The sequence below is a fragment of the Cellulophaga sp. BC115SP genome, from assembly GCF_009905545.1.
In the GTDB taxonomy this organism is placed as follows: domain Bacteria; phylum Bacteroidota; class Bacteroidia; order Cytophagales; family Spirosomataceae; genus Flectobacillus; species Flectobacillus rivi.
This window is the reverse complement of sequence record NZ_JAAALB010000005.1, coordinates 40089-64051: the sequence shown is the minus strand read 5'-3', so window position 1 is coordinate 64051 and position 23963 is coordinate 40089. Positions and strand designations below refer to the sequence as shown.

Genomic DNA, 23963 nt, shown 5'->3' with positions numbered 1-23963 from the left:
TTATCGTGGGTTCTAATAAATGATTTTGTAAGAAGGTACGAATGTACGGAATTCGCTTCAATTCATGGCGAAGCTGAATAAATAGTTGAGTGATAAAATCAAGGGAGACTTCTGGAACCTTTCGAGAAAGGTGTCGTGGAGAAAACCAATAAATAACTAAATAAGCGGATTAGCGTAAAGGCTCTTTGCTATGCTGGGCTAACTACCTTTGTTGGGGACGGCGTAATGGTTGGAAAGATTTTAAAATTGGCTTTTTTAGGTTAATAATCATAAGTTTAAAAATGGTTTTGTGTCAAAGTAGTTACGTATGAAATGACTTAAAAGAAGAAAGAATATGTCCATCAATGATAGATTTATTGCTGTTGAATTATGAGAAAATGACAAATACCATTTTTCCCGATAATCACCTTTATACGTCAATTATAACTATACAAATAAAACAAAGAAAGGATACTAATCCAAAGATTAATATCCTTATTATTCAAAATATTGATAATTGTTAAGCAAAACTCATATCATCGGCACTAGGACCATAACTTCCAGGGATTGGAATGTTTAGTAATCTTAAAAATACTCCTAATTGTGCTCTATGATGAATAATTTGGGAAAAAGTCATTCGAATCACATCCACCTTAGGATCTGAGCTGTAAATAGTTTCTCCTGCACGTAAAGTCCATGGTTTGTCGAAAGTACTTACATCGGCTGTTGCAAGTGCATCACGACAATCTAACAAGTTTTTTTCAAAGAAATCTACTAATTCTTCTGAGGTGTTGATTTTAGGTAAAGAGTAAGGATTTTTTTCAAAATCTAATTCATCGGTCTCCAATACCATACGAACCCAAGAAGGTAATTCTGCCACGTGAATCGACAGGCTTCTTAATGTCATACTCTTAGGATGTGGTTGCCAATCCAGTTGGTCGGCAGGTACAATGCTCAACATCTTACGAGTTGTTTTGGCTTCATTTTCAAGCTCTTGCTGGAGTGCTGATAATACGGTCATGGTTTTAAGGTTTAATTATTTTGTTTTTGATTGAGAACACTACAAAATAACAAGCCCATAGTGACAGCCCTATGTCAGTAGGGTTGACATTTTTTTACCATTTCTATAATTTTTCCAAAATTTTCAAAACAATACCTTTCACCATACCTTTAAGTTCAAGTGGCTCTAGGATTTCGGCATATTCGCCAAAGTTCAAAAACCAATGCGCAAAACCTCTGATAGAAGCCGTCAGAAAAGTCATTTCTACTTTATCGCCCCTATCTTTTTGGTCGACAAAACCATTGTAATATTTCTGGTCACCAAAGTAACGTAGTACATTTTTTTGTACCAAAATCTTCACTAAAGTCAGATTTTCTCGCTGACTAAATTTGGGCAAATAGGTCTGCAAGGAAGGATGCTCGCCTGCAAAGGCTTGATGTGTATTTCTCAGTTCCTTAATTCTATCAATCCTAAAATGTCGGTAGTCTTTTCTTAAATGACAATAGGCAATCAAGTACCAAGCGGTAGCCTGTAAGAATATCCCCACTGGTTCAATAATTCGCTGACTATCGACTTGACTATGATTGGCAAAATAAAGCATTTCCACACATCGTTTTTCGGCAATACTTTGTAGTAAAGTTTGGATATGACTGCTTTCATCATGATGCTTAGGTAAGTAGGGATTATCCAACACCTCAATATGACTTGAGATAGTATCCAGATAATCTTTTTCGGTCATTTTCAATACTGCCTTTACCTTAAAAAGAGCAGACTGATAGGTATTTCGAGTTTGTTCATCGGTAAGTTTTTCCACCAATTTTTCAGCCGTCAAAAAGGCCGTTGCTTCTTCTTTGGTAAACATGACAGGAGGCAACCTATAACCTTCCATCAAACTATACCCGATGCCAGCTTCGCCAATGATGGGTACACCCGCCTCCTCAAGCGTACGAATATCGCGGTAAACGGTACGAAGACTTATCTCAAATCTATCGGCAAGCTCTTGGGCTTTTACCACTTTTTTGGATTGAAGCTGTATCAAAATGGCCGTTACTCTATCAATACGATTCATGAGAATATAGTTGTTCTAGGTTTGGGGTAAAATAATTCAAGACGCAAATTTCGTATTTCTTAGGCTGATATAAAATTCCTTTTAGTATATTTAAGCTACACTTCGAACGAATTATGAAAACTAAAACGCTCATCTGCTGCTACGCTATTATTTTCAGTTTATCGATTCAATTCTCTTTAGCACAGAATAGAACCATTGAACTTTGGAAAAATCGTTTGCAAACTGAAACCAGAGAAATCCCCAAAACAGATATTCTTTTGAATCTTTCGAAAGAATATGAGCTCGAAAATAACCTCAATGAATCATTGATTTACGCCAATCAAGCCCTGAGTCTGGGAGAAAAAGCCAACTACAAAAAAGGAATGGCATTTGCTTATCTGCAACTTTCGTTGGTCAACGGGAAGTTGGGCAATAAGTCTACTGCTCGCAAACAGCGTAATAAGGCTAACGACCTGCTCGAAGAAATCAACCAACATATTGGAAATGACATTGTTCAACTACAAAAACAGCAACTATTAGCCGAAGAAGAACTCAAAAAAGACCAAGAGGAATTGGCTTTACAAAAAGAAGAAGCCGAAAAAAAACGCTTAGAACTGGAACAGAAAAACGCTGAAGTAGAACAGTCAAAAGGCGAAGTAGCTCTTTCCTTACAAACCATTAATGAACTAAGTGGGGATATTTCGGAGAAGGAATCTATGCTTCTCAAAAAACAAAGACAACTCGATAAGCAAGCTGACAAAATCAAAATTCTTCGCCAAGAAAAAGCCATTCAAGACCTGGCACTCGAAAAACAGAAAGTCGTTCAAAAACTGATGTTAGTAATTGTTGGAGGGATTTTATTGTTGGTGCTTTTTCTATTGATTTTGTATTTTAACAAAAAACGAAGTAATCGGAAATTAGAAGAAAAAAACGAAATCATCGAAGTAGAAAAACAACGTTCTGACGAATTGTTACTCAACATTTTGCCTTCCGAACTGGTTGATGAACTAAAAGAAAAAGGGACTGCCACCACTCAGTATTACGAATTGGCAACAGTCATGTTCACCGACTTTAAGGGTTTTACTCAAATCAGCGAACAGCTTTCTCCACAGGAATTGATAGAAGAAATAGACTACTGTTTTAGAGGCTTTGACTTGATTCTTGAAAAATACCCGTCTATCGAAAAAATCAAAACCATTGGTGATGCCTATCTCTGTGCTGGAGGTATACCGATTCCCAACGCCCAACATCCAGTAGCAGTCATCCGAGCAGCATGGGAGATTTTGGCATTTATGAAAAAACGAGAATTACAGCGAAAAGACCAAGGAAAACCCTATTTTGAAGTTAGAATTGGCGTGCATTCGGGTCCATTGGTAGCAGGTGTAGTGGGTGTCAAAAAGTTTGCCTATGATATTTGGGGCGATACCGTTAACACCGCCTCTCGTATGGAAAGCAAAAGCGAAGTTGGCAAAATCAATATCTCTGGTAATACATATCAGTTAATTCAAAATCACTTTGCTTGTCATTATCGAGGAAAAATTCAGGCAAAAAATAAGGGAGAAATTGATATGTATTTTATTGAAAAACCACTCAGTAATAATGCTGAATAGTGAGTAGTGAATGTAAATTTTTAAATATCAATACTATGTCTCTTATGAAATGATAAAAACATTTTGCTGACCACCCATTACTGATTGCTGAAAACCCAATTATAGTACTTATCACATTTGGATTACAATAAGATGAACCTCGCATTAGCTCGAACATATATCTTAGAACGATTGACGAAGGAACTCTCTCCTGCTTTTAGCTATCATCATGTCAATCACACGCGCTCTGTCGCAAAACGAGCGCAAGAAGTCGCTTCTTCTGAAGGTATTTCCGACGAAGAAAGCCTTATCTTATTGGTTACAGCATGCTATTTTCATGACGCAGGATTTCTCATTTCGTACGACAATCATGAAGATGTTAGCTGTCAAATTGCAGAAGAAATTTTGCCCAACTATGGCTATAACATGGCACAGATTTCAGTCATTAAAAATTTGATAAAAGCAACCAAAATCCCCCAATCGCCTGACAATTTACTCGCAAAGATCTTGTGTGATGCCGACCTAGATTATTTGGGTGGAGCTAATTATTACGCCATTGTTGAGACTTTACATCAGGAGCTCTTGCATTTTGAACGTCTTGACTCAAAGCAAAATTGGACGCAAATCCAGATAGATTTTCTAGAGAAACATTCTTATTTTACCTCAACAAACCAAAAAGAACGAACAGAAGAAAAGAATAGAAGAATAGAAGAGTTACGCTCAAGCCAAGATACCTCAAATGGCTAAGCTCAAAGTCTACTTTCAAACAAATCTCAAATCGAACAACTTAAACTATGCAACAAAATTATCCAATAAAAGACTATCAACATGATTTATTGGTAAATAGTCTATCCAGTGTTTTCGGCAAATTTGATACCCAAATGCTTGGACTCATCGAGCCGCAATTGGAGTGGATAGAATTGGCTGGAGGCGAAATCTTATTTAGACAAGATGAGGTGGACGATTCTTTGTATTTTGTGATTAGCGGTCGTCTTCGAGCATATATCACAACAGCTGAAGGTGAAAATTTGACCGTAGGAGAAATTATCAGAGGTGAAACGGTGGGAGAAATGGCTCTGTTTACAGGCGAACCGCGAGGCGCCAGTATTGTGGCTACCCGCGATAGCGTATTAGTAAAACTAACAAAAGCGCTTTTTGAAGAAATTTTGAAGGCATATCCGCTGATTTCGATGAGTGTTTCCAAAATTATCATCAATCGTCTTCGCAATTCTCAATCGCTCAAAAAAAACGTTAAAAAACCTGTTAATATTTGTTTTGTAGGAGTTTCTCCTACCCTGAATCACGGAGATTTCATAGATAAACTTTTTCCCTATCTCGAACGAAAAGGCAGAACATTAATACTTTCGTCTGATCTCATTAATCATACCCACGAAACAGAAAATTTGGCTCAAGCCGCCAAAAGTGATACCGCACATTATCGAAAACTCAGTCAGTGGCTCGACGAACAAGAGTCTAAATATGACTTGATGTTGTACCTCTGTGATAGTGCTAACACCGAATGGACCAAACGTTGTATCCGTAATGCCGACGAAATTTATCTACTTGCCTCGGCAGAAGATTCACCAGCGTTGACAGCTTTTGAAAAAGAGATATTTATCAAAACACAGGCCAAACCAGCTGTCAAAAACCTAATCTTGTTACACGATGAAAGAACCAGAATTCCTCACTTTACAGATCAGTGGTTAAAACCTCGCAATGTACAAAGGCATTTCCATATTCGACCCCACCTAATTGCTGATTTACAGCGACTTGCAAGGGTTATTTCTGGCAATGCCATTGGTTTAGTACTAGCAGGTGGAGGCGCCAAAGGCTTTGCACATTTGGGTGTATATCAGGCACTGAAAGAATTCAATATTCCTATCGATTTTGTGGGAGGCACAAGTGTTGGCGCGATGATGTCTTCTTTGGTTGCTTTTGATATTTCTCCTGAAATAGCAAAACAAAATGCCAGAAAAGGCGCGTTTTTCAACCCAACCAAAGATTATACCTTATTGCCATTCGTGTCTTTGATTAAAGGACATAGAATCGAAAAAATGATTTCTGATAGTATTGTCAGTAGTGTTGGAAAAGAGGTAAATATCGAAGATACTTGGATTCCCTGCTATTTTGTCTCTAGTAATTTTACGGAGGCTCGAGAAGTATTACATACCAAAGGCTCTATTACCAAGTATTTGCGTGCCAGTAGCTCTATTCCAGGGGTTTTTCCTCCTGTGATAGACAATCAAGATTTTCTAGTAGATGGCGGGACATTCAATAACTTCCCGACGGATATTATGAATAAAATGGGCGTTGCCAAAATCATTGGAGTAGACTTTTTTATTGATAAACCCAACAAACTCTCTATTACCAAAATGCCTTCTGGTTGGGAAATTTTAAAAGATAGATTTCGCAGTAAAAAAGACCAAAAATACCGAATGCCCCTCCTCATGTCTATCATTTTGAATAGCACAGTGTTATACAGCGATGCCAGACAAAGCGAGACTAAAAAATACACAGACCTCTATATCAATCCAGATTTACGCAAATACAGCATTCTCAATTGGCAAGCTTTTGATGAAATCTACGAAATCGGCTATCAGCATGCCAAAAAGATGTTTGAAAATATGTCAGAAGAAGAATTAAGATTTTATAGAGAATAGTTTTGTTAGAAGCAAACTATTGAAACTTACCTACCTATTTTGTGAGAAAAAGATGATTAGATGAAACGAAAAGTTCTTGACCAACAATTCCAATTAGCGGGTGAATTTATTCACCCGTGACAAAAAGGTTCAAATAATTTAAAATTTATTTTATTCAATTTTTTAGCAAAATAATATCATTTTCAACTTGGTTTTGCAACGAAAAAAGCCCATATTTCGTTTAATAAATAGAGGATTGAAACCACATATTCCATGATGAAAGTTAATACAAAACCTGCTTTTCAAGAGTGTTTTGTTCTTTTATTCAATATAACTTGCTTTCCATAAATGAGTAGAAAGCTTAAAACATCAAGGCTATGAAAAAGGTGATTGTTGCAACGAATTTTTCGGAAGAAGCCGAAAATGCTACTATATATGCGGCACAAGCTGCGGCTGCATTAAACTTGGAGTTGGTATTGTTCAACCTACATAATGTGTCTATACACGCCCTGAACGCCCGTACTTCAAGTAATTCAATGAATCATGGATTAGCCTTAGCGAAGTTAGAGTTGGCTGAAGCTGCCCAAAAACTCGAAAAAGAATACCAAATCAAAGTAACACCTCATATTGCTTCTGGAGATATAACTGACGAACTAAATCGTTGTTTTGTAACGCATGAAGCAGATATGCTTGTTTTGGGAATGCCTGAGAAATCGGTTGAACAAGATTTATTAGGGAATACCACTACTCTGGTTATCAACAAAATCAAATATCCTATTATGGCAATTCCTAAAAGTGTAAAATTTGAAGGAATCAAAAAAATTCTATTTGCCTGTGATGTCACCAAAGGCGTTCATGGTATCATTTTGGAAAGAGTGAAATCTGTTGCCAGAAGTTTTGGGGCTAAAGTGGAGGTGTTTTATGTTTGTCGCAAACAGCATGAGCTCAGTGCGGTAGATACCGAGCATTTGGACAGTATCTATGCAGGGTTGGATGGTATCGACTATTCTTACAACAACGTAACTTCTGATAGTGTAGTCGAATCTATTAAGGATGAAATAAAAGAAACCAGTTCTGATTTATTGGTGATGGTACCATATAAATATGGCTTTTTGAGCTCTATGGTTCATAGAAGTAAAACCCGTATGATGGCATCTGAAAGTAATGTTCCTTTACTTTCACTGAACCTTTAGATTATTGAGTGATTTGAGATTGAGTGAATGAGCGATTATTATCATTGATTAAAACATAAATTGAAATAACTGATTCGAGACAAAGTCAAAACTATTGAATCACTTTTATCTGTTTTGTCCCGTATTAATAATCACTCATTCACTCAATCCTAATTCACTAAATTAACCAAAGCTCTAGAAAAGCTTTTCCTGCGGTGGCTTCGCTCCTGCCAAACGAATATAAACCGTTGTTTGACCTCTGTGGTGTGTTTGATGCTCAAAACACTTAGTAAAGGCTGTACCTCTAGTCATCTCAAAACGATTAAATAATTTGATCGTTTCTCCCATTTTATCTGCTGGTACTTTTTTCAAACTATTAATCACAAAATCATATCCATCCAATACAATTTTAGAGACATTTGCCTTAGACTTATCCGTTGTTTTTTCCAATTCTCCTGGACCAAAAGCACTTTTTTCACCAGAAGCTGCTGCTGCAAAACCGTAGTTACCATCTGTCAAGTGTAACATTTGTTCAGCAAATGAGCGCATTTCTGGTGTGGGCTTCAAGGCATAACCAGACTCTGGCATTGCATCGAGATATTCCTTTGTATAGGTCTTGGCTCTTTCCCACTCTTTTATCATTTCATCCTTAGATGTTTGTGCGTTTGCAAGGCTAGAAATAGCCAAAAACAAACAAATCATTGAGAGTAATTTTTGAAGTTTCATGAATTGGATTGTTTAGAAATAAATATTCTTCGAAAGATAAAACACTCAGTCCAGTCATTTTCATAAATCAATTCAAAAATTATCCATTCTTAGCAAATTTTAACCCAAACGTATATTGCATCGAATAATTAAGTAAATTGTTTTCTTTACCTTCATTAACCTTTTAATTGCACAATTTCGATGAATAACTATTTCAAAAAGGGTTTTAAGCTACTAGTGATTGGATTATTTGTAGTTTTTCAAAACGCAACAGCCCAATCTTCTAAAAAAGCACTATTTAATTATACCATTGATTTCAGTAAGCCTCAAAATCAAACTTTTACCGTTGAATTACATAGCAGTGGATTTCCGAAAGACACCTTAGATTTTACGATGCCTCAATGGATGCCAGGGTATTATCAAATTATGTCTTATGCCAAACAAATCAGTAAAATTGAGGCAAAAGATGCTAAAGGAAAGTTGTTGACGCTTAACAAAAAAGGGGATAATGTTTGGCAACTAGTTTTACAAAAAAATACACCCTTTACCATCAACTATTCGGTAACCGCCAAACGCAATTTTGTTGCAGCGGCCGTAGTAGATACCACTCATGCCTACGTTGTTACTACAGCAGCTTTTTTGTATATACCCGAATTTCTTCAGAGCCCAGTGCATGTTAAAGTAAAAACGCCTTGGAAAGATGTGACTACTGGTTTGACACCAGTTTCAGGGAAAAAACATGAATTTACTGCACCAGATTTTGACATTTTATACGACTGCCCTATCCTTTCGGGAAGTCTTGAAGAGTTACCATCGTTTGTAGTTGGTGGCAAAAAACACCGCTTTGTGGGTTATAAAATGGGCGAATTCGACAAAGTTCGTCTTATGAACCAGCTTCAAAAAATTATCGAGCAAGCTACAACGCTTATTGGCGATATTCCTTATAATGAATACACTTTTATTGGAATCGGTCCAGGAAATGGCGGCATTGAGCACTTGAACAATACAACCGTTAGTTTTACAGGCGAAAAACTAAGCAATAGAGATGTTGAAATAAAGATATTGAACTTTTTGACGCATGAATATTTCCATCATTATAACGTAAAAAGAATTCGTCCTTTTGAGTTAGGTCCATTTGATTACAGTCAAATGAATCATACCAATCAGCTTTGGATCAGCGAAGGTTTGACTGTATATTATGAGTATTTATTAGTCAAAAGAGCGGGGCTAATCTCCGAGGAAGAAGTGTTAACTAATCTTTCAAGAAACATCACGAATATTCAAAACAACCCTGGCAGATTACATCAATCCCTAGCGCAGGCCAGTTATGATACTTGGAAAGACGGACCTTTCGGAACATCTGGAAAAGATGCTTCAAAATCAATTTCTTATTACGAAAAAGGCCCCCTAGTAGGCTGGATTGTTGATTTAGCTATTAGAAATGCAACTGATAACCAAAAATCATTAGACAATGTCATGAGCTATTTGTATCACTATTATTACAAAAAACTCAGTAGAGGCTTCACGGACGCCGAATTCCGTCAGGCTTGTGAAACAATTGCAGGACAATCACTGAGTGTAGAATTTGACTATATCTATAGCACCAAAGAGTTGGATTATGCCACTTATTTGGGATACGCTGGTTTGGAAGTAAAAGCCGACGACGCAACTCACAAATGGACTGTTTCAAGAAAAGCTACTGTTACACCTAAGCAAGAGGCTATTTTAAAAAGTTGGTTAGGAGAAAAATAACAATTCCTAATCGGTTGCGACTGAAGTCGCAACCGATTAGGAATTTGTAAAATACCTCTAGTAAGTAAGAAGACGTTATTAGTTAATAGTATATTCGTTATTTGAAGGCACTCATATTCAAAAAGTTATAGCAAACTTTCACCTCAGATATACTATTAAATTAATATTTCCTACTACTTATATTCAAATAACAGATACACCATTAACTGATAACTTCACAGTAGCTACAACATCACTGGCAACCCAGTTTTGACAGATTCGTCACAAGCAAACGCAATTCTTAAACTATTAACTGCATCTTCCACGTGGTCATCTAAGTTCAGGTCTTCTTGGATTGCTTTTAAGAAGTATGCTTGCTCTCTATTACAAAGCTCTTGATGATCTGGCTCGTCGGTGAGGTTAATCCATTCATCAGGTTTAGTAAAAGCATTATTTCCATCAATATCCGCATAGTGTACACGCAAAGATTCCGTTTTAGTATGGGCATCCACATTATCAGATTTGCCTACGCCACCTGCTTCTTTGGCAACAATCGATACACAGCCTTTTGGTCCAATAACATCTTTGACAAAAAACGCCGTTTCGCTCATCATTGGTCCCCAACCAGCCTCGTACCAGCCCACTGAACCATCTTCAAAGCGAATTTGTAATTGACCATAATTATAATTTCCTTCGGGAATATCATTGGTCAATCTTGCACCAATAGCATTGACTTGCAATGGTTTAGAACGAGTCATTTGACACATCACATCAATATAATGAACGCCACAATCTACAATCGGACTAAGGCTTTTCATCAAATTTCTGTGCACATCCCACATATAGCCATGACTTTGTTGATTGAGATTCATGCGCATAACCAAAGGACGTCCTAATCCAGAAGCAACCTCTACAAATTTTTCCCAGGATGGGTGATGTCTCAATATATATCCAACAACAACTTTCTTATTTTTCTCTTTTGCTTTAGCAGCTACTCTCTCAGCTCCAGTTACGGTGTCAGCCAATGGTTTTTCGATAAACACATGACAATCAGCTTCTAATGCCTGAATGGCAAAGGTTTCATGGGTATCAGGATAAGTCGAGATACAAACTGCATCGGGTTTAGTAGCTTCTAAGGCTTCTGTATAGTCATTAAAAAGAGCATAGCCTCCTCCTAATTTGTCATTGAGCACCTCCTTACTTTTTCCTGTAGAAACAATTCCGCAAATCTCGAAATTTTCTGAATTGTGATAGGCTGTGGCGTGCGAGGCACCCATATTTCCACAACCGACAACCAATACTTTGATTTTTTGAACTGACATGTTTTTGGTAGTTAAATCAATTTAGATATGTGTATGTAATCTGTTTGTTAAAACAATCAACTACATCCAATATCTTCATGTTTTATGAAAATTGGATATGATGTGATTTCTCACTGTTTAGCTCAAATCTATGAATTTATGCTGAATTTATTGTCCTGCCGAGTGAAGTTCCTGAGAGAAAAGAGCATAGCAACAAAGCCACAAAGAGAAGTAATAGTTTTTGCATTTCAACTCAAAATATATCTATGTCTTATTTTTATTGTATGCACTAAGTAATCGTGAAGACTAACTAGTTCAAGACTTAGTCTTGGACTCATTTTTTTATACAGTTTTAAACTGTATAAAACGATAGTTTGAGACCAAGCCTCAAACTATCGTAGCATATAATCTTATTTTAGAGACTATAAGCGCTTTCACAAATAACTGATATACAACCAACTAATAACATCTTATACTTATGATATTTTGAAAGAAGTCATCGATATTGCTCCTAAAACAGTCTTATCGTTGAATACGCTCACTTGTTCTTGGGCTTGCTGTGTTCCAAGCGTATAAAGCAATGGTAAATAATGGTCTGGTGAAGGCGCAGCCAATTGTACAGCCGAGCCTAAACTTTGGTAATTAATCAGAGATTTATGGTCTTGATTTACTGCCATTTTTTTCAACATTTCATTAGCTTCCAATGCCCAATCATACCCGTATTCTGGCAAACGAGCTTTGTCCCAAGCCAAACGGCGGAGGTTATGAACGATATTCCCACTCCCTACAATCAATACGCCTTTATCCCGTAATTTGGCAATTTCTTTTGCCAAGTCATAGTGATATTGTGGTGCTTTGGTATAATCTAAGCTTAACTGCAAAACAGGAACATCGGCCTTTGGATAAATATGCTTAATAACACTCCACGCACCATGATCTAAGCCCCATTGTTCGTCGAGACCAACCTCTGTGGTATGAATCGCTTGCTTAGTTTCCAAAGCAATCGAAGGACTTCCCGGTGCAGGATATTGCACATCAAATAAAGCTTGAGGAAAGCCTCCAAAATCATGGATGGTTTTCGGTTTGGGCATGGCAGTAACAAAAGTACCTCTCGTTTCCCAGTGCGCCGAAACACAAAGAATGGCACGTGGTTTAGGTAAATCCTGTCCTATTTTCTTCCACCCTCTCGAAAACTCATTATCCTCAATTGCGTTCATCGGACTACCATGTCCTAAGAAAAATGCAGGCATTCTCTCCGTCTTTGGAGCATTAGCCAATTCGTTTAAAGCCTTGATATCCATATTCATAGTGGCTGGCAATATTGCCATAGCCTTTAAAAACTCTTTGCGATTCATGTATATACATTAAATTTCTATAAAGGTAACAATAATTATTATCTATTCATTTCATGAACAGTAAAATTTAATGTATATACACGAAATATATTGAGTGAGTTTGGTATTGAGTGATTTAGAGATTCACACAAGAAGAGACGTAATATTTTACGTCTTTCATTTCTACACAAGGATAATTTAGCTTACAAAAGGATTTTTGAAGAGAAAATTTACAAGAACTTTACCTTAAAGAAGCCATATTGATATTGTATTTTGATTACTGCGCCATAATCAATATCGACTGCGAAGACTTTTTGAGCGGGAATTTCTAAAATTAAATGTAAAATCGTTCGTAATAAGCCACCATGGCAAACAATGATTTTATCGTTTGTAGTTTGTTGTAAAGTTTCTTCCCAAACAGCTTTTACTCTTTCTATCATTTGTGAAAAACTTTCACCATTGGGAGTCTGAACATTGACAAAGTCTTGCATCCAAATTTGACTTTCTTGCTCTGGAATATCGTTCCAAAGCTTCATTTCCCAATCACCAAAATTCATCTCCATCCACCTTTTATCTGTTTGGAATACTTTTTCTGGAAACAAAAATTCCATCAAATGAGTACAACGACTTAGTGGGCTTGAATGTAAATCAAAATCCACTTGGGTCGATGGAAGTTTCTTTTGTATAACTTTTGCTTCCTCCTCAAAGGTCTTTGCCAAAGAAACATCACTTTGCCCATAACACAGTCCCTTGGGAACATCTACAGAAGTATGTCGAATCAGATATATATCCATGATAAAAATCTTATTTTACTGTCCAAATTCCCACTAAATACAAATAGGCGATAACCTCTGTCAATTGTTGAATGCTACCTAAACAATCGCCTGTGTAGCCACCAAGCCATTTGGTAAAATACCTAGCCAGATAGGCTCGCATTAAGAATACAGGAATCAATACTCCAATAATTCTCCAATCTTGCGTGACATAAACAATGATTAACATTGGTATTAAAGCAAAGATAGAAGCAACGAAAAAAGCACTTATTCCTATTTTCTTTCCTATAGGTTTTGCCTTGCTTAGGGCATCTTCACGCACATATTCATGGGTAAAAATCATCGACAGCGCCGCATATCTACTGAGTGGATGTACCAACATGAGAGCATAAATTTGATAATCTTTTCCGATGTAAAAGAGGCTACTTACCTTTAAAACAAGCGCTAACCCAAGACCCAACAACCCGAATGTTCCCAAACGTGAGTCTTTCATAATATCCAATATTTTCTGTTTGGTCCAGCCTCCACCGAATCCATCGCAAACATCAGCTAATCCATCTTCATGAAACCCACCTGTTGTTAGGATACTTGCAACCAAACTCAAAAGAATAGCAATTGGGAAAGGCAATACCAGTGAAAATAGGTAAAAAATAAGGCTCGAAATAGCGCCTACAATCCAACCTATCACTGGGAAATAAACAGTTGCTTGGTTGAGCATATCCTCGTCATGTTTCATCCATTTGGGCACAGGAATACGAGTATAAAACATGAGGGCATTGAGAAAAATATGGAACTGTCGAGTTAGCATGATAAGATAATTTAATTTTTCTGATTTAGGCACAAGGCAACAGGCACAAGGCACAGAGTGTTAAAATGTTTTTCTGTAACAATAAATATGTTTTTGCCAAATGCCCAAAGCTGAAAGCCTAAAGCTCAAAAATTAAATTTTATTTTGCATTAATATACTGTAGGCATTAGGAAAAAATGTAATCATAATTTCATTAGAAACACTTTTATACTTTCAGCATACTTCATATAGCTACAGCTTACAGCCCAAAGCTAAACATTGGATACTCCTGCTGACTCAAAACTAGCCATTTCGTTCATAAAGTTTACCGCAGATTGGATAATAGGATATGCCAAGGCACAGCCTGAGCCCTCCCCTAAGCGTAAGTCCAATTTGAGTAAAGCATTGGCTCCTAGGAAATCTAACATAGCCTTGTGACCGCTCTCGTCTGATTGATGACAAAAAACGGCATAATGCGAAATATTAGGTTCAATTTGATGCGCTATCAAATAGGCAGATGTTGCGATAAATCCATCCACCAGTACAATCATACCTAGTTCGGCTGCTTGTAGCATAGCTCCTACCATTTGAGCAATTTCAAAACCACCAAATGCCGTCAAAACTTTTAGTGGGGTATCTAATCTGCGATGTAAATCTTGGGCTTTTTGTAGAAGTTGTAATTTAGTTTTTAGCGCTTGGTCATCTAGTCCCGTTCCTCGACCCACACATTCGGATAATGGTAATTTGCAAATTTTACTCATAATCAAGCTTGCTGAGGAGGTGTTGCCAATTCCCATTTCACCAAAACCAATGATATTACAACCATTTTCAAAAATCTTTTGAATGAGTGCAGCTCCTCTATCAATGGATTTTTGTCCTTCTTTAATACTCATGGCAGGCTCTTTCAAATAATTGTTCGTGCCAAAAGTATTTGGAATTTTATTGTGAATGATAGGAAGGTTTTTCTCAAAAGTACCATTAACACCTGCATCTACCACCTCTAGGGTAATGTTATGTTGACGACAAAAGACATTTATTGCTGCCCCACCTTGCACAAAATTCATAACCATCTGATAGGTCACTTCGGGAGGATATTTACTGATGCCTTCTTGTGCAGCACCGTGGTCACCTGCAAATACGACTAAATGAGGTTTTTGTAAGGAAGGATTTAAAGTTTGTTGAATCAGCGAAATTCGCAAAGCAAGTTTTTCTAATTGCCCCAGTGCGCCTAGTGGTTTGGTTTTGAAATCTATTTTATGCTGAATAGCCTCTAAAATAGATGAGTCAGGCACGGGAATATGGAACGTTTTCATAAAGGAATCAAATCTGTAAAGTAATGTGTTGTGCGGTGCATGTTGAGGGCTGCATCCTTGTATTCGTAGGTCTTGTCGACGGTCTCTCCTACCTCAAATTGAATTTCTTGGCTAAAATAGGGTGCTTTAAAAACGAATGTATGAAACTCACCATTTTCTCCGCAAGGGTCAATATTGGGTGGAAGGTCATTGACAAAGTCTTTGTCGAGGATTCTGCCGCAAAAACTTTTATCTAATAAGTTTCCATTCACACTAACCACAATGGTTTGAAAGCCCAAAGACCAAAACTCTTCTAGTAATTCCATCGAATCTCTTTTCCAGATAGGAAAAACACCTGTAATACCTTGTTGAGCCAAACGCTCCTCTCGGTGCTTACGAAGATCTTCTAAAAATATATCCCCAAAAATAGAGTGCGTAATCCCCTGTTCCAGTAATGGATTCAATGTCTCAGCCATTCGTTGCTGATATTCCTCCATGGAAACTGTTTCTGGTAAACGAAGCGTTACAAGAGGTTTGCCAATATTCTTGGCTTGCTGTTGGAGCAACTCTTCACGTACTCCGTGCATAGAAATACGTTTGAAGGAGTCATTAACCGAGGTAAGAAGCGTCTCGACACTCAAATTAGGGTCTTTTAGCGCATGATAAAGACTCAATGCTGAATCTTTACCTCCCGACCAGTTCATGAGGGCTTTGTGTGTCATGTTGAAATAATAGTTTAGGAGCAAAATTCAGTTAAAATTACTTAATCTGCACAGGAATCCCGCTTACCATCAAGGTTGCCTTTGTTGATTTTTGGGCAAGATATTGGTTGACCCATCCTTGCAAATCTACAAACTTTCGTCCCATTTCAGTTTCAGCGTGCACGCCCATTCCTAATTCGTTGGTAATAAAAATAATCGTAGCATTGAGCTTTGCCAATTCATCAATTTCTTGTTTGGCTTTGCTTAAACAAACCTCAATATCATTTTTTTCATCAATAAAAAAATTCGTCAACCAAAGTGTTACACAATCAATCATATACACCTTTTCGACTTCGATTACTTTACTGATATTTTTTTCTTCTTCTATCAAAGTCCAACGCTCGTCGCGATCGCCACGATGGCGCTCGATTCTTTTCTCAAAATCACCATCCCAATGCCTTGCCGTGGCAAGATACGTTGGGGATTGCGAAAAACTGAGGGCAAGATTTTGTCCGTAGCTACTTTTCCCACTTCTGGCACCGCCAGTAATCATCCAAATCATGGTATTATATTTATAGCTGTTGGCTTTAGGCTTTCAGCATTCGGAATTTCATTTACTTTAAGTAAGGACATTTTTACAATCGAAACTCAGCACTAATACCTACACCAATACTGATTCGTAGATATTTACGGCTTTGTGTTTTAAATGTGCTGGTATTTCAAAAATTTCAGGATGAAATAAAGCGGCTAATACCTCTATTCCATTCACTAGTGTTGACGCACTTGGTTGAGTAAACATATCAAAGTCAGCCAAATACACTTGTTTGTTCTGCACAGCTTGAAGTTCATCCCAGCCTTGTTGTTTTTCGAGCAGAAATAACTCTTCTCTAGCACGTTCGGTTTCGAATCCACAAGGGGCAATCACCAAAACTTCTGGATTATAACGTTTTATTTTATCAAAATCAGTCACAATACTGTAGCCCGCAGGATTACTTAGCATATCGATTCCTCCTGCAAAAGCAATTTGATAAGGTATCCAGTGTCCACAATTATATACGGGCTGAATCCATTCCAATAAGCTCACTCGTCTAACGGGTGCTTTGTGTTTACGTAGGGTATCAATTACCACGTCTATTCTAGCATTGAGTTTGGATAAATACTCATACGCCGCTTCTTCTTTTCCCAACGCTGTTGCAATCTGAATGGCACAATCAAATACATCCTTGAGATTTTTGGGTGTAAGTGCTACCAACTCAGGAACTTTTGGAAGTTGAGATACAGCACTAGCTGTACAAACGGTATCTATTTGACAAACTTCACAAACATCCTGTGTAAAAACCACATCTGGAGCGGCTTTTTCGAGACGCTCCTGCTCTACGTAATAAAGGCTTTTTCCTTGGGCTTTGTAAGAAGAGAAAATTTTATCAATCTCATCGCTCGTGTAGTTATTATCCTCCAATACACAACGCACCACAATTGCTTTTTCCTTTCGGGATTCCGTACTACATTCAAATGTCACACCATAAAGGTTTCCTTGAAGATTCATATCATAAATCATCTGGGTAGCAGCTGGTAAAAAAGAACAGGCTCTCATATTAAATAAATGGCTATGGGGTTTGGAGAGTAATTGGCTGTAAAGTTTGGGCTATCAGCTTTCGGCAAATGTTTCTATAGTTGCCGAAGAAACATTTTTAAACTTTTACCTCAAGACCTATTGAATTTTATTCAAAACAAACAAACTACTGATTATCAATAATTTACAATTCATTATTAAAAAAAAGGTGAGAACTACTATAGTTGATCCGAGTATATATTAAACAATAGGTTATAGGTATGATTGAGAAATTAAAGAGTGTTACTTTGAAAAATTAACCAGATTTTTCAGAACTATATACTAAGCTTGTTCAAAGGCAATATTGGGTAATTTAATTTTTGCAAATTCAATCGCGCCAAACATCACGGCACCATAACCCAATGTTCCTGCTAAAAAATTAAGCATATATGGATATCCTTGGATATAACATTGGATTAAGCCATTCAAATCTCTTGAAAGTGGTCCGCCTGTGCGAATATCCATACCTCCACCAAACCAAACACCAAAGTCAACCAGCAACCAAAATCCTACCGATGCAGCTACACCACTCAATAAGAAATTTTGAAGATTTACTTTTTTCATCAAGACTTTTCCTAGTAATACTATTCCTGCAAAAATGGCATAGTTATACATCCAGCCGCTATACATGATACCGTATTTTCCTCCATAAATTATCCCATTGATGATTAAGTCAGAAAATAAAAGTGTCAATAAAGGAAATGCGAAGGCTTTCAAGCGTTGAGTAAAATAAGTACCTCCAAATAAGCCCATAGCGCCAATTGGCGTAAAATTGCTCAAGGGATTGAGACATGAGGCGTTGATGAGACGTGCTGTTCCTACCAAAATTACAATTGATAGTAGCAGACTTACACGTGGATTTAGTTGTGTTTTTGTCATGTTTGTAATCGTTTTTACTGTTAGCAAGGCAGAAAAACAATGTTTTCTACCTTGCCTTGCTTTTTAGTGAATACTAAATACCGCTCCAGCCATAAAGTTACGACGACGGCTATTGTAGCCTGGCGCGTCTGAAAACTCCTTGTCTGTAAGGTTTTTCAAATCAAAGAATAATTTGATAGTCGAATTGATTTGATACTCTGTATAAAAATCTAATGTTGTGTAATTTCCGAGAACAACTTTTGCATCGTCGTAAGGACCACTACTTGCTTTGCTTACCGAACGAAGTGCTAATTGAGCTGACCAATTTTTCAAGATTTGATAAGCCACATTTACGTTAACTGTATGCTTTGGTCGACGGAAAAGATTGGCATAGGTGGTGTCTTTACCAGCTACTTGTGTAGTTACTTCGCCATCTACAAAGGTATAATTAGCTTTCACTTGTGCTTTGCCAATACCCCATTGAGCATCTACTTCAAACCCGTGGTCTTTTTGTTGACTCAAGTTTACATAACGTCCCCAAGGGTCTTGATTGATACTGATATAAGCAATCACATCTTTGATATTTCGATTGAAGTACACCCCACGAATATATGATTGGTGATTTTTGCTAAAAAATTGAGCACCGATTTCACCTGTTTTACCTACCTCTGGCTTCAAAGCTTCGTTGCCATAAGGAGAGAATAATTGGTATAAGGATGGCGCTTTGTAGCTTGAAGAATAGGTAGCTAATACTTTTAACCTTGACCCAACCCAATAGAACGGATTAACATTATACGTAAAGTTATTACCATAAATAGAATGATTGTTGTAACGTCCACCAAGCTCTAAACCAAATCCATTGAAGTCTTGTAAATTCAAAGAAGTGTAGCCACTAAACAAACTTGTATTGGCTGTTGAAGCTTTAATAGCTGGACTCTCATAAGGGCCATAGCTACTGATAGACACATACGTTTGGTCGGTATTTTGCCAGCGGTTTTCGACACCTAATACCCATTTGATTTTATCAGAAAATGTATGAGCGTAGTAAGCCTCCGCAAATCTTGCTACCCCACGATAGTATCCATAAGAATAGTTAGCAAATGCTCCAGCTTCTACATGTGCAGAATCATCGACATATACCCTTTGACCATTGGTTTGCTGAAAATTGACCGTTAACTTTCCATTTTTCAATTGGTAAGCACCGCCAACAGACCAAAGCAAGTTTTTATTTTCAAATGTATAGTCTTTTTCGTCTTTGAAAGCCCCTGCATCCAAGTCAGTTTTGTAATAATTACTCATCAAATCAGCTTTCAATGTTAAGTTTTCACCTACCTGTTGCCCCAATTTTACCTGAAAATTATTCTGCTTGAATCCGTCATTATCATAAGGAGTTTTGGCTGTTTCTGGCTGTTTAGCCGCAGAAATACCATTTGATTTAGTACCATTCCACGACAAACCATAGGTCGTTTTTTTGTACTGACCACCTGCATTTACACTAGCACGGTAGGTATCATAGCTACCACCTGCCAAACTTCCGCCAAGACCTAATTTTTTACCACTATTTTTTGTCGTAATAATATTAATGACACCTGCTACAGCATCAGAACCATACAAGCTAGACTGACCGCCTTTCAAAATCTCGATACGCTCGATTTGATCAATGGCAATCAAGTTGATGTCAAACGACGTAGAAGCACCAGAAGGGTCATATACAGGCAGGCCATCGACCAAAATCAAGGTATAACCAGCGCCTGCGCCACGCAAATACAAATCTTGGTTAGTACCAAGTGTATTCTGAGAACCAATTACCGTAAGACCAACTTGTTGATTCAACAACTCGCCTATGGTTTTACCTTTGCTACGTTGGATTGTAGCAGCATCAATTACTGTAACAACCTTTCCTGACTGAGACTGCTTTTGAGGATATTTGTTTGTACTAACCACTACCTCATCAAGTACCTGAGTCTTTTCTGAATTTTGAGCAATACTTTCTACACTTGCACATAAGGCAAGCATTACTACTGATGGAATAAACTTTGAAGAATAAAACATTTAGAATTTGAACTTCCATTTTTTTATTCACCCATTTCAAAACATTCATTCTAATACCGCAAAAGACAGCACAGAGAACTGTTTAAAAATGTTGATAATGGTCAATAAAAAAAGCGAAAATACTATGCGAACGCTCGATTTTTGCTCATCCTCCGTAAGCGCCTATCAAGAATAATCTACGGCAGGTCTCCTGACTTCACTCGTCAAACTCGAACCTTCCCGAATTGCTTCAGTGGTTATGAGGATTGAGTTGACACGATTGAGTGTTACAGTTGCGGGGACAGTTCAGGTATCACACCTGATTCCCTATTAAGCTTTGAGGTTTTTACTGGGAAAAACTAAAGCACCATAAACTGTTGGCAAAGTTAGGCAAAAAATTAGGACAAAAAAAATAGCGTATCAACTAAATCGATACGCTATTCCAAACTACACCAAATATTATTATGATAACCACAATGGTGGCTCTCGAAAGTCTTGTTTCATTGTAAAAGCACTTTGATGTTACAAATTTGAGTATTTATTATTAATAATAAAATAAGTAATTATACTTAATTGTTAGCAAAATTTATAGATTTAAAATAAGTGCTTTCTTAAATTACTCAAAAAAAACCAGAAAGTCACAAACTTTTATTTTTCGGACTCTCATGCAAATGCGTATAATCATTTCAAACAAATCTGTTAACTTCAAAGCCAATCTCAATTTTTTACATTAATTCTATAATCAAACATTTTTTTACTCCCTGAAATTTTAAAAAAATGACCCATTTTCTAAAAAACTCAAAAATCTTAACACTTTTATTCGGCAGTTTGACGCTCGGTACACAAGCCCAAACCGTTGATAAAGTAAATGACCCCGTAGAATGGATTAATCCGTTGATGGGTACAGCCTCAAAACCAAGTCTTTCTACAGGCAATACCTATCCAGCCATTGCTTTGCCTTGGGGGATGAATTTCTGGATGCCACAAACTGGAAAAATGGGCGATGGTTGGGCTTATACCTACGATGCCGACAAAATTCGTGGCTTCAAACAAACCCACCAACCAAGTCCGTGGATCAACGACTATGGTCAGTTTGCAATTATGCCTATCACAGGTAAAATTCGTTTTCATGAAGACCAACGTGCTAGCTGGTTTTCACACAAATCCGAAATTGCCAAGCCTTATTACTACAGTGTGTATTTGGCAGATCATGACGTTACGACCGAAATCACACCTACGGAACGTGCAGCTATGATGCGTTTTACCTTTCCCAAAACTGACAGCGCTTTCGTGGTAATTGATGCTTTGGATAAAGGTTCATTTGTAAAAATTATTCCTGAAAAAAATCAGATTATTGGCTATACCACCAAAAACAGTGGTGGCGTTCCTGAAAACTTCAAGAATTACTTCATTATTCAATTTGACAAGCCTATTACCTTTAAATCCGTTTGGAAAGCTAAAGAATTGCTTACGAATGAATTATCAGTAACAGATAATCATGTTGGGGCGGTTGTAGGATTCAAAATCTCAAAACGTGGTGAACAGGTAACAGCAAAAATTGCTTCTTCTTTTATCAGTTTTGAGCAAGCCGAAATTAACCTAAAAGAAGTTGGAAGCCAATCTTTTGAAGAAATCAAAAACTTAGGAAAAGGTATCTGGAACAAAAATCTTTCGAGAATCTCGGTTGAAGGTGGCAGCGTAGATCAAACTCGTACGTTTTACTCTTGTTTGTATCGTACCATGCTTTTTCCAAGAAAATTCTATGAACTAGATGCTAAAGGAAAGGTCGTACACTATAGCCCTTATAATGGTCAAGTATTGCCAGGATATATGTTTACAGATAATGGATTTTGGGATACTTTCCGTGCGGTATTTCCATTTTTCAACCTGATGCACCGTGACCTCAACTCTCATATTATGGAGGGTCTGGTGAATGCTTACAAGGAAAGTGGATTTCTTCCAGAATGGGCAAGTCCTGGGCACCGTGACTGTATGATTGGTTCAAACTCGGCATCGCTCATCGCTGATGCGTACATCAAAGGTATCAGAGGATTTGACATTGAAACACTTTATCAAGCAATGTTGAAAAATAGTGAAAATGAAGGTCCTTTGACATCAGTAGGTCGTAAAGGTGTGAAATACTACAACGATTTAGGATATGTGCCTTATGATGTAAAAATCAACGAAAATGCTGCTCGTACCCTTGAATATGCTTATGATGATTTCTGTATTTATCAGTTAGGAAAAGCATTAAATAAGCCTGCTTCGGAATTAGAGCGATTTGCAAAACGTTCACAAAATTACAAGAACCTTTATGACCCAAGTCATAAATTGATGCGTGGTAAAAATGCTGATGGGACATTCCAATCACCTTTCAACCCGTTCAAATGGGGCGATGCGTTTACAGAAGGTAACTCTTGGCATTACACTTGGAGCGTATTCCACGATATTAAAGGACTATCAAATTTGATGGGAGGTAAAAAGGAATTTGCTAATATGTTGGATTCTGTGTTTGTTGTTCCACCCGTTTTTGATGACTCATATTATGGCTTTGTGATTCATGAAATTCGTGAAATGCAAATTATGAATATGGGTAATTATGCACATGGCAATCAGCCTATTCAGCACATGCCTTATTTGTATAATTATGCGGGACAGCCTTGGAAATCACAATATTGGGTGCGTGAAGTAATGAATAAACTTTATCAACCAACGCCAGATGGCTACTGTGGTGACGAAGATAACGGACAAACTTCTGCTTGGTATGTTTTCTCAGCGATGGGCTTCTACCCTGTTTGCCCGGGTACTGACCAATATGTATTAGGTGCTCCATTATTCAAAAAAGTTACCTTATCACTTGAGAATGGTAAGCAAGTTGTCATTAAAGCGCCAAATAATAGCGCTGATAATAAGTACATTGGCAATTTGAAATGGAATGGCAAAGATTATTCTAAAAACTGGTTGAGTCACAATGATTTGCAAAAAGGAGCTACTTTGGATTTCTTGATGCAGTCAAGCCCAGCCACGAACAGAGGTGTATCGGAGACAGACATTCCTTATTCGTTTGTGAAGTAAAATTGTGATTATGGTTGTGGTACTTTTTTCAGAAACCCCATAGCTTTTACATATTTATTTAAGCAAAATACAACTTTTTGAAAGCGCTTTCTGATACTTTATCAGAAAGCGCTTTTTTAGTTTAAGGTGGGCAAGACGCTTAGGGTAACAATTTGGTAGTCAAGTTCCCTTGCAAAAATTCTTAACAGATACTCGATTTAATAAATCTACTAAAAGCCTGAGTATTTTGAGTATAGTAATCATAAAACGGTACATAGATATCTCGTTTAATAAGTTAAAGTGACAAAACTTGCCTTGTTTTCGTTTAAAGATAAAATTTGTACTTTATTAATAAAT

General features: G+C 37.2%; 19 protein-coding genes and 1 riboswitch. Of the genes, 6 read left to right on the top strand and 13 right to left on the bottom strand.

What is annotated here, in order from left to right; all coding sequences use genetic code 11:
• Nucleotides 1–499 precede the first annotated feature (499 nt).
• Together GVN22_RS05710 and GVN22_RS05705 are read right to left on the bottom strand one after the other, a co-directional pair.
• A complete protein-coding gene (locus tag GVN22_RS05710; protein WP_166550086.1) occupies nucleotides 500–1000 on the bottom strand; it encodes a DinB family protein in 501 nt (166 codons plus the stop codon).
• Nucleotides 1001–1103: 103 nt separating this feature from the next.
• On the bottom strand, nucleotides 1104–2048 hold the full coding sequence (locus GVN22_RS05705) for a YafY family protein (protein ID WP_166550085.1): 945 nt from the start codon (nucleotides 2046–2048) through the stop codon (nucleotides 1104–1106).
• Between the two features lie 113 nt (nucleotides 2049–2161).
• Here GVN22_RS05705 and GVN22_RS05700 point away from each other — a divergent pair, with 113 nt between their 5' ends.
• From GVN22_RS05700 to GVN22_RS05685, 4 genes are all read left to right on the top strand, one after another.
• A complete protein-coding gene (locus GVN22_RS05700) occupies nucleotides 2162–3637 on the top strand; it encodes an adenylate/guanylate cyclase domain-containing protein (protein WP_166550084.1) in 1476 nt (491 codons plus the stop codon).
• Nucleotides 3638–3769: 132 nt separating this feature from the next.
• A complete protein-coding gene (locus GVN22_RS05695) occupies nucleotides 3770–4363 on the top strand; it encodes an HD domain-containing protein (protein ID WP_166550083.1) in 594 nt (197 codons plus the stop codon).
• A gap of 47 nt (nucleotides 4364–4410) precedes the next feature.
• Complete coding sequence (locus tag GVN22_RS05690; RefSeq protein WP_166550082.1) at nucleotides 4411–6276, top strand: patatin-like phospholipase family protein; 1866 nt, start codon at nucleotides 4411–4413, stop codon at nucleotides 6274–6276.
• A gap of 356 nt (nucleotides 6277–6632) precedes the next feature.
• A complete protein-coding gene (locus GVN22_RS05685; RefSeq protein WP_166550081.1) occupies nucleotides 6633–7448 on the top strand; it encodes a universal stress protein in 816 nt (271 codons plus the stop codon).
• Between the two features lie 174 nt (nucleotides 7449–7622).
• Here GVN22_RS05685 and GVN22_RS05680 read toward each other — a convergent pair whose 3' ends face one another.
• The gene (locus tag GVN22_RS05680) at nucleotides 7623–8153 is read right to left on the bottom strand and encodes a DinB family protein (protein WP_166550080.1); all 531 of its coding nucleotides are present in this window, start codon (nucleotides 8151–8153) and stop codon (nucleotides 7623–7625) included.
• 180 nt (nucleotides 8154–8333) lie between these two features.
• Here GVN22_RS05680 and GVN22_RS05675 point away from each other — a divergent pair, with 180 nt between their 5' ends.
• The gene (locus GVN22_RS05675) at nucleotides 8334–9884 is read left to right on the top strand and encodes a M61 family metallopeptidase (RefSeq protein ID WP_166550079.1); all 1551 of its coding nucleotides are present in this window, start codon (nucleotides 8334–8336) and stop codon (nucleotides 9882–9884) included.
• A gap of 224 nt (nucleotides 9885–10108) precedes the next feature.
• Here GVN22_RS05675 and GVN22_RS05670 read toward each other — a convergent pair whose 3' ends face one another.
• From GVN22_RS05670 to GVN22_RS05625, 10 genes are all read right to left on the bottom strand, one after another.
• Nucleotides 10109–11185, bottom strand: coding sequence for a Gfo/Idh/MocA family protein (locus GVN22_RS05670; protein ID WP_166550078.1), 1077 nt, complete (start codon nucleotides 11183–11185; stop codon nucleotides 10109–10111).
• A gap of 455 nt (nucleotides 11186–11640) precedes the next feature.
• Nucleotides 11641–12519, bottom strand: a complete 879-nt coding sequence (gene ygiD, locus GVN22_RS05665) for a 4,5-DOPA dioxygenase extradiol (protein ID WP_166550077.1) — start codon at nucleotides 12517–12519, stop codon at nucleotides 11641–11643.
• 209 nt (nucleotides 12520–12728) lie between these two features.
• Nucleotides 12729–13292: an alpha-ribazole phosphatase gene (gene cobC / locus GVN22_RS05660; protein ID WP_166550076.1), complete on the bottom strand. Its 564-nt coding sequence runs from the start codon at nucleotides 13290–13292 to the stop codon at nucleotides 12729–12731.
• Between the two features lie 10 nt (nucleotides 13293–13302).
• Nucleotides 13303–14079, bottom strand: coding sequence for an adenosylcobinamide-GDP ribazoletransferase (locus GVN22_RS05655; protein WP_166550075.1), 777 nt, complete (start codon nucleotides 14077–14079; stop codon nucleotides 13303–13305).
• A 251-nt stretch (nucleotides 14080–14330) separates the two neighbouring features.
• Nucleotides 14331–15371, bottom strand: coding sequence for a nicotinate-nucleotide--dimethylbenzimidazole phosphoribosyltransferase (gene cobT / locus GVN22_RS05650; RefSeq protein ID WP_166550074.1), 1041 nt, complete (start codon nucleotides 15369–15371; stop codon nucleotides 14331–14333).
• Nucleotides 15368–16072, bottom strand: a complete 705-nt coding sequence (locus tag GVN22_RS05645; RefSeq protein ID WP_205690797.1) for a diphthine--ammonia ligase — start codon at nucleotides 16070–16072, stop codon at nucleotides 15368–15370. The genes cobT and GVN22_RS05645 overlap by 4 nt, the downstream gene beginning before the upstream one ends.
• Before the next feature lie 37 nt (nucleotides 16073–16109).
• Entirely contained in the window at nucleotides 16110–16613 is a 504-nt protein-coding gene (locus GVN22_RS05640) for a bifunctional adenosylcobinamide kinase/adenosylcobinamide-phosphate guanylyltransferase (RefSeq protein WP_166550073.1), read from the bottom strand.
• Between the two features lie 99 nt (nucleotides 16614–16712).
• Complete coding sequence (locus GVN22_RS05635; RefSeq protein WP_166550072.1) at nucleotides 16713–17645, bottom strand: ABC transporter substrate-binding protein; 933 nt, start codon at nucleotides 17643–17645, stop codon at nucleotides 16713–16715.
• Nucleotides 17646–17945: 300 nt separating this feature from the next.
• Nucleotides 17946–18542, bottom strand: a complete 597-nt coding sequence (locus tag GVN22_RS05630; RefSeq protein WP_166550071.1) for a DUF6580 family putative transport protein — start codon at nucleotides 18540–18542, stop codon at nucleotides 17946–17948.
• Between the two features lie 63 nt (nucleotides 18543–18605).
• Nucleotides 18606–20573: a TonB-dependent siderophore receptor gene (locus tag GVN22_RS05625; protein WP_166550070.1), complete on the bottom strand. Its 1968-nt coding sequence runs from the start codon at nucleotides 20571–20573 to the stop codon at nucleotides 18606–18608.
• Between the two features lie 162 nt (nucleotides 20574–20735).
• Nucleotides 20736–20939, bottom strand: a riboswitch (cobalamin riboswitch).
• A 390-nt stretch (nucleotides 20940–21329) separates the two neighbouring features.
• On the opposite strand from GVN22_RS05625, the gene GVN22_RS05620 reads away from it, so the two are divergent.
• Nucleotides 21330–23627: a GH92 family glycosyl hydrolase gene (locus tag GVN22_RS05620; RefSeq protein ID WP_166550069.1), complete on the top strand. Its 2298-nt coding sequence runs from the start codon at nucleotides 21330–21332 to the stop codon at nucleotides 23625–23627.
• Nucleotides 23628–23963: the final 336 nt, after the last annotated feature.

What these genes read in the sequence shown, in the direction of transcription:
- GVN22_RS05710 (WP_166550086.1), bottom strand. Translation starts at nt 1,000, where the DNA reads ATGACCGTATTATCAGCACTCCAGCAAGAGCTTGAAAATGAAGCCAAA.
- GVN22_RS05705 (WP_166550085.1), bottom strand. Translation starts at nt 2,048, where the DNA reads ATGAATCGTATTGATAGAGTAACGGCCATTTTGATACAGCTTCAATCC.
- GVN22_RS05700 (WP_166550084.1), top strand. Translation starts at nt 2,162, where the DNA reads ATGAAAACTAAAACGCTCATCTGCTGCTACGCTATTATTTTCAGTTTA.
- GVN22_RS05695 (WP_166550083.1), top strand. Translation starts at nt 3,770, where the DNA reads ATGAACCTCGCATTAGCTCGAACATATATCTTAGAACGATTGACGAAG.
- GVN22_RS05690 (WP_166550082.1), top strand. Translation starts at nt 4,411, where the DNA reads ATGCAACAAAATTATCCAATAAAAGACTATCAACATGATTTATTGGTA.
- GVN22_RS05685 (WP_166550081.1), top strand. Translation starts at nt 6,633, where the DNA reads ATGAAAAAGGTGATTGTTGCAACGAATTTTTCGGAAGAAGCCGAAAAT.
- GVN22_RS05680 (WP_166550080.1), bottom strand. Translation starts at nt 8,153, where the DNA reads ATGAAACTTCAAAAATTACTCTCAATGATTTGTTTGTTTTTGGCTATT.
- GVN22_RS05675 (WP_166550079.1), top strand. Translation starts at nt 8,334, where the DNA reads ATGAATAACTATTTCAAAAAGGGTTTTAAGCTACTAGTGATTGGATTA.
- GVN22_RS05670 (WP_166550078.1), bottom strand. Translation starts at nt 11,185, where the DNA reads ATGTCAGTTCAAAAAATCAAAGTATTGGTTGTCGGTTGTGGAAATATG.
- ygiD (WP_166550077.1), bottom strand. Translation starts at nt 12,519, where the DNA reads ATGAATCGCAAAGAGTTTTTAAAGGCTATGGCAATATTGCCAGCCACT.
- cobC (WP_166550076.1), bottom strand. Translation starts at nt 13,292, where the DNA reads ATGGATATATATCTGATTCGACATACTTCTGTAGATGTTCCCAAGGGA.
- GVN22_RS05655 (WP_166550075.1), bottom strand. Translation starts at nt 14,079, where the DNA reads ATGCTAACTCGACAGTTCCATATTTTTCTCAATGCCCTCATGTTTTAT.
- cobT (WP_166550074.1), bottom strand. Translation starts at nt 15,371, where the DNA reads ATGAAAACGTTCCATATTCCCGTGCCTGACTCATCTATTTTAGAGGCT.
- GVN22_RS05645 (WP_205690797.1), bottom strand. Translation starts at nt 16,072, where the DNA reads ATGACACACAAAGCCCTCATGAACTGGTCGGGAGGTAAAGATTCAGCA.
- GVN22_RS05640 (WP_166550073.1), bottom strand. Translation starts at nt 16,613, where the DNA reads ATGATTTGGATGATTACTGGCGGTGCCAGAAGTGGGAAAAGTAGCTAC.
- GVN22_RS05635 (WP_166550072.1), bottom strand. Translation starts at nt 17,645, where the DNA reads ATGAGAGCCTGTTCTTTTTTACCAGCTGCTACCCAGATGATTTATGAT.
- GVN22_RS05630 (WP_166550071.1), bottom strand. Translation starts at nt 18,542, where the DNA reads ATGACAAAAACACAACTAAATCCACGTGTAAGTCTGCTACTATCAATT.
- GVN22_RS05625 (WP_166550070.1), bottom strand. Translation starts at nt 20,573, where the DNA reads ATGTTTTATTCTTCAAAGTTTATTCCATCAGTAGTAATGCTTGCCTTA.
- GVN22_RS05620 (WP_166550069.1), top strand. Translation starts at nt 21,330, where the DNA reads ATGACCCATTTTCTAAAAAACTCAAAAATCTTAACACTTTTATTCGGC.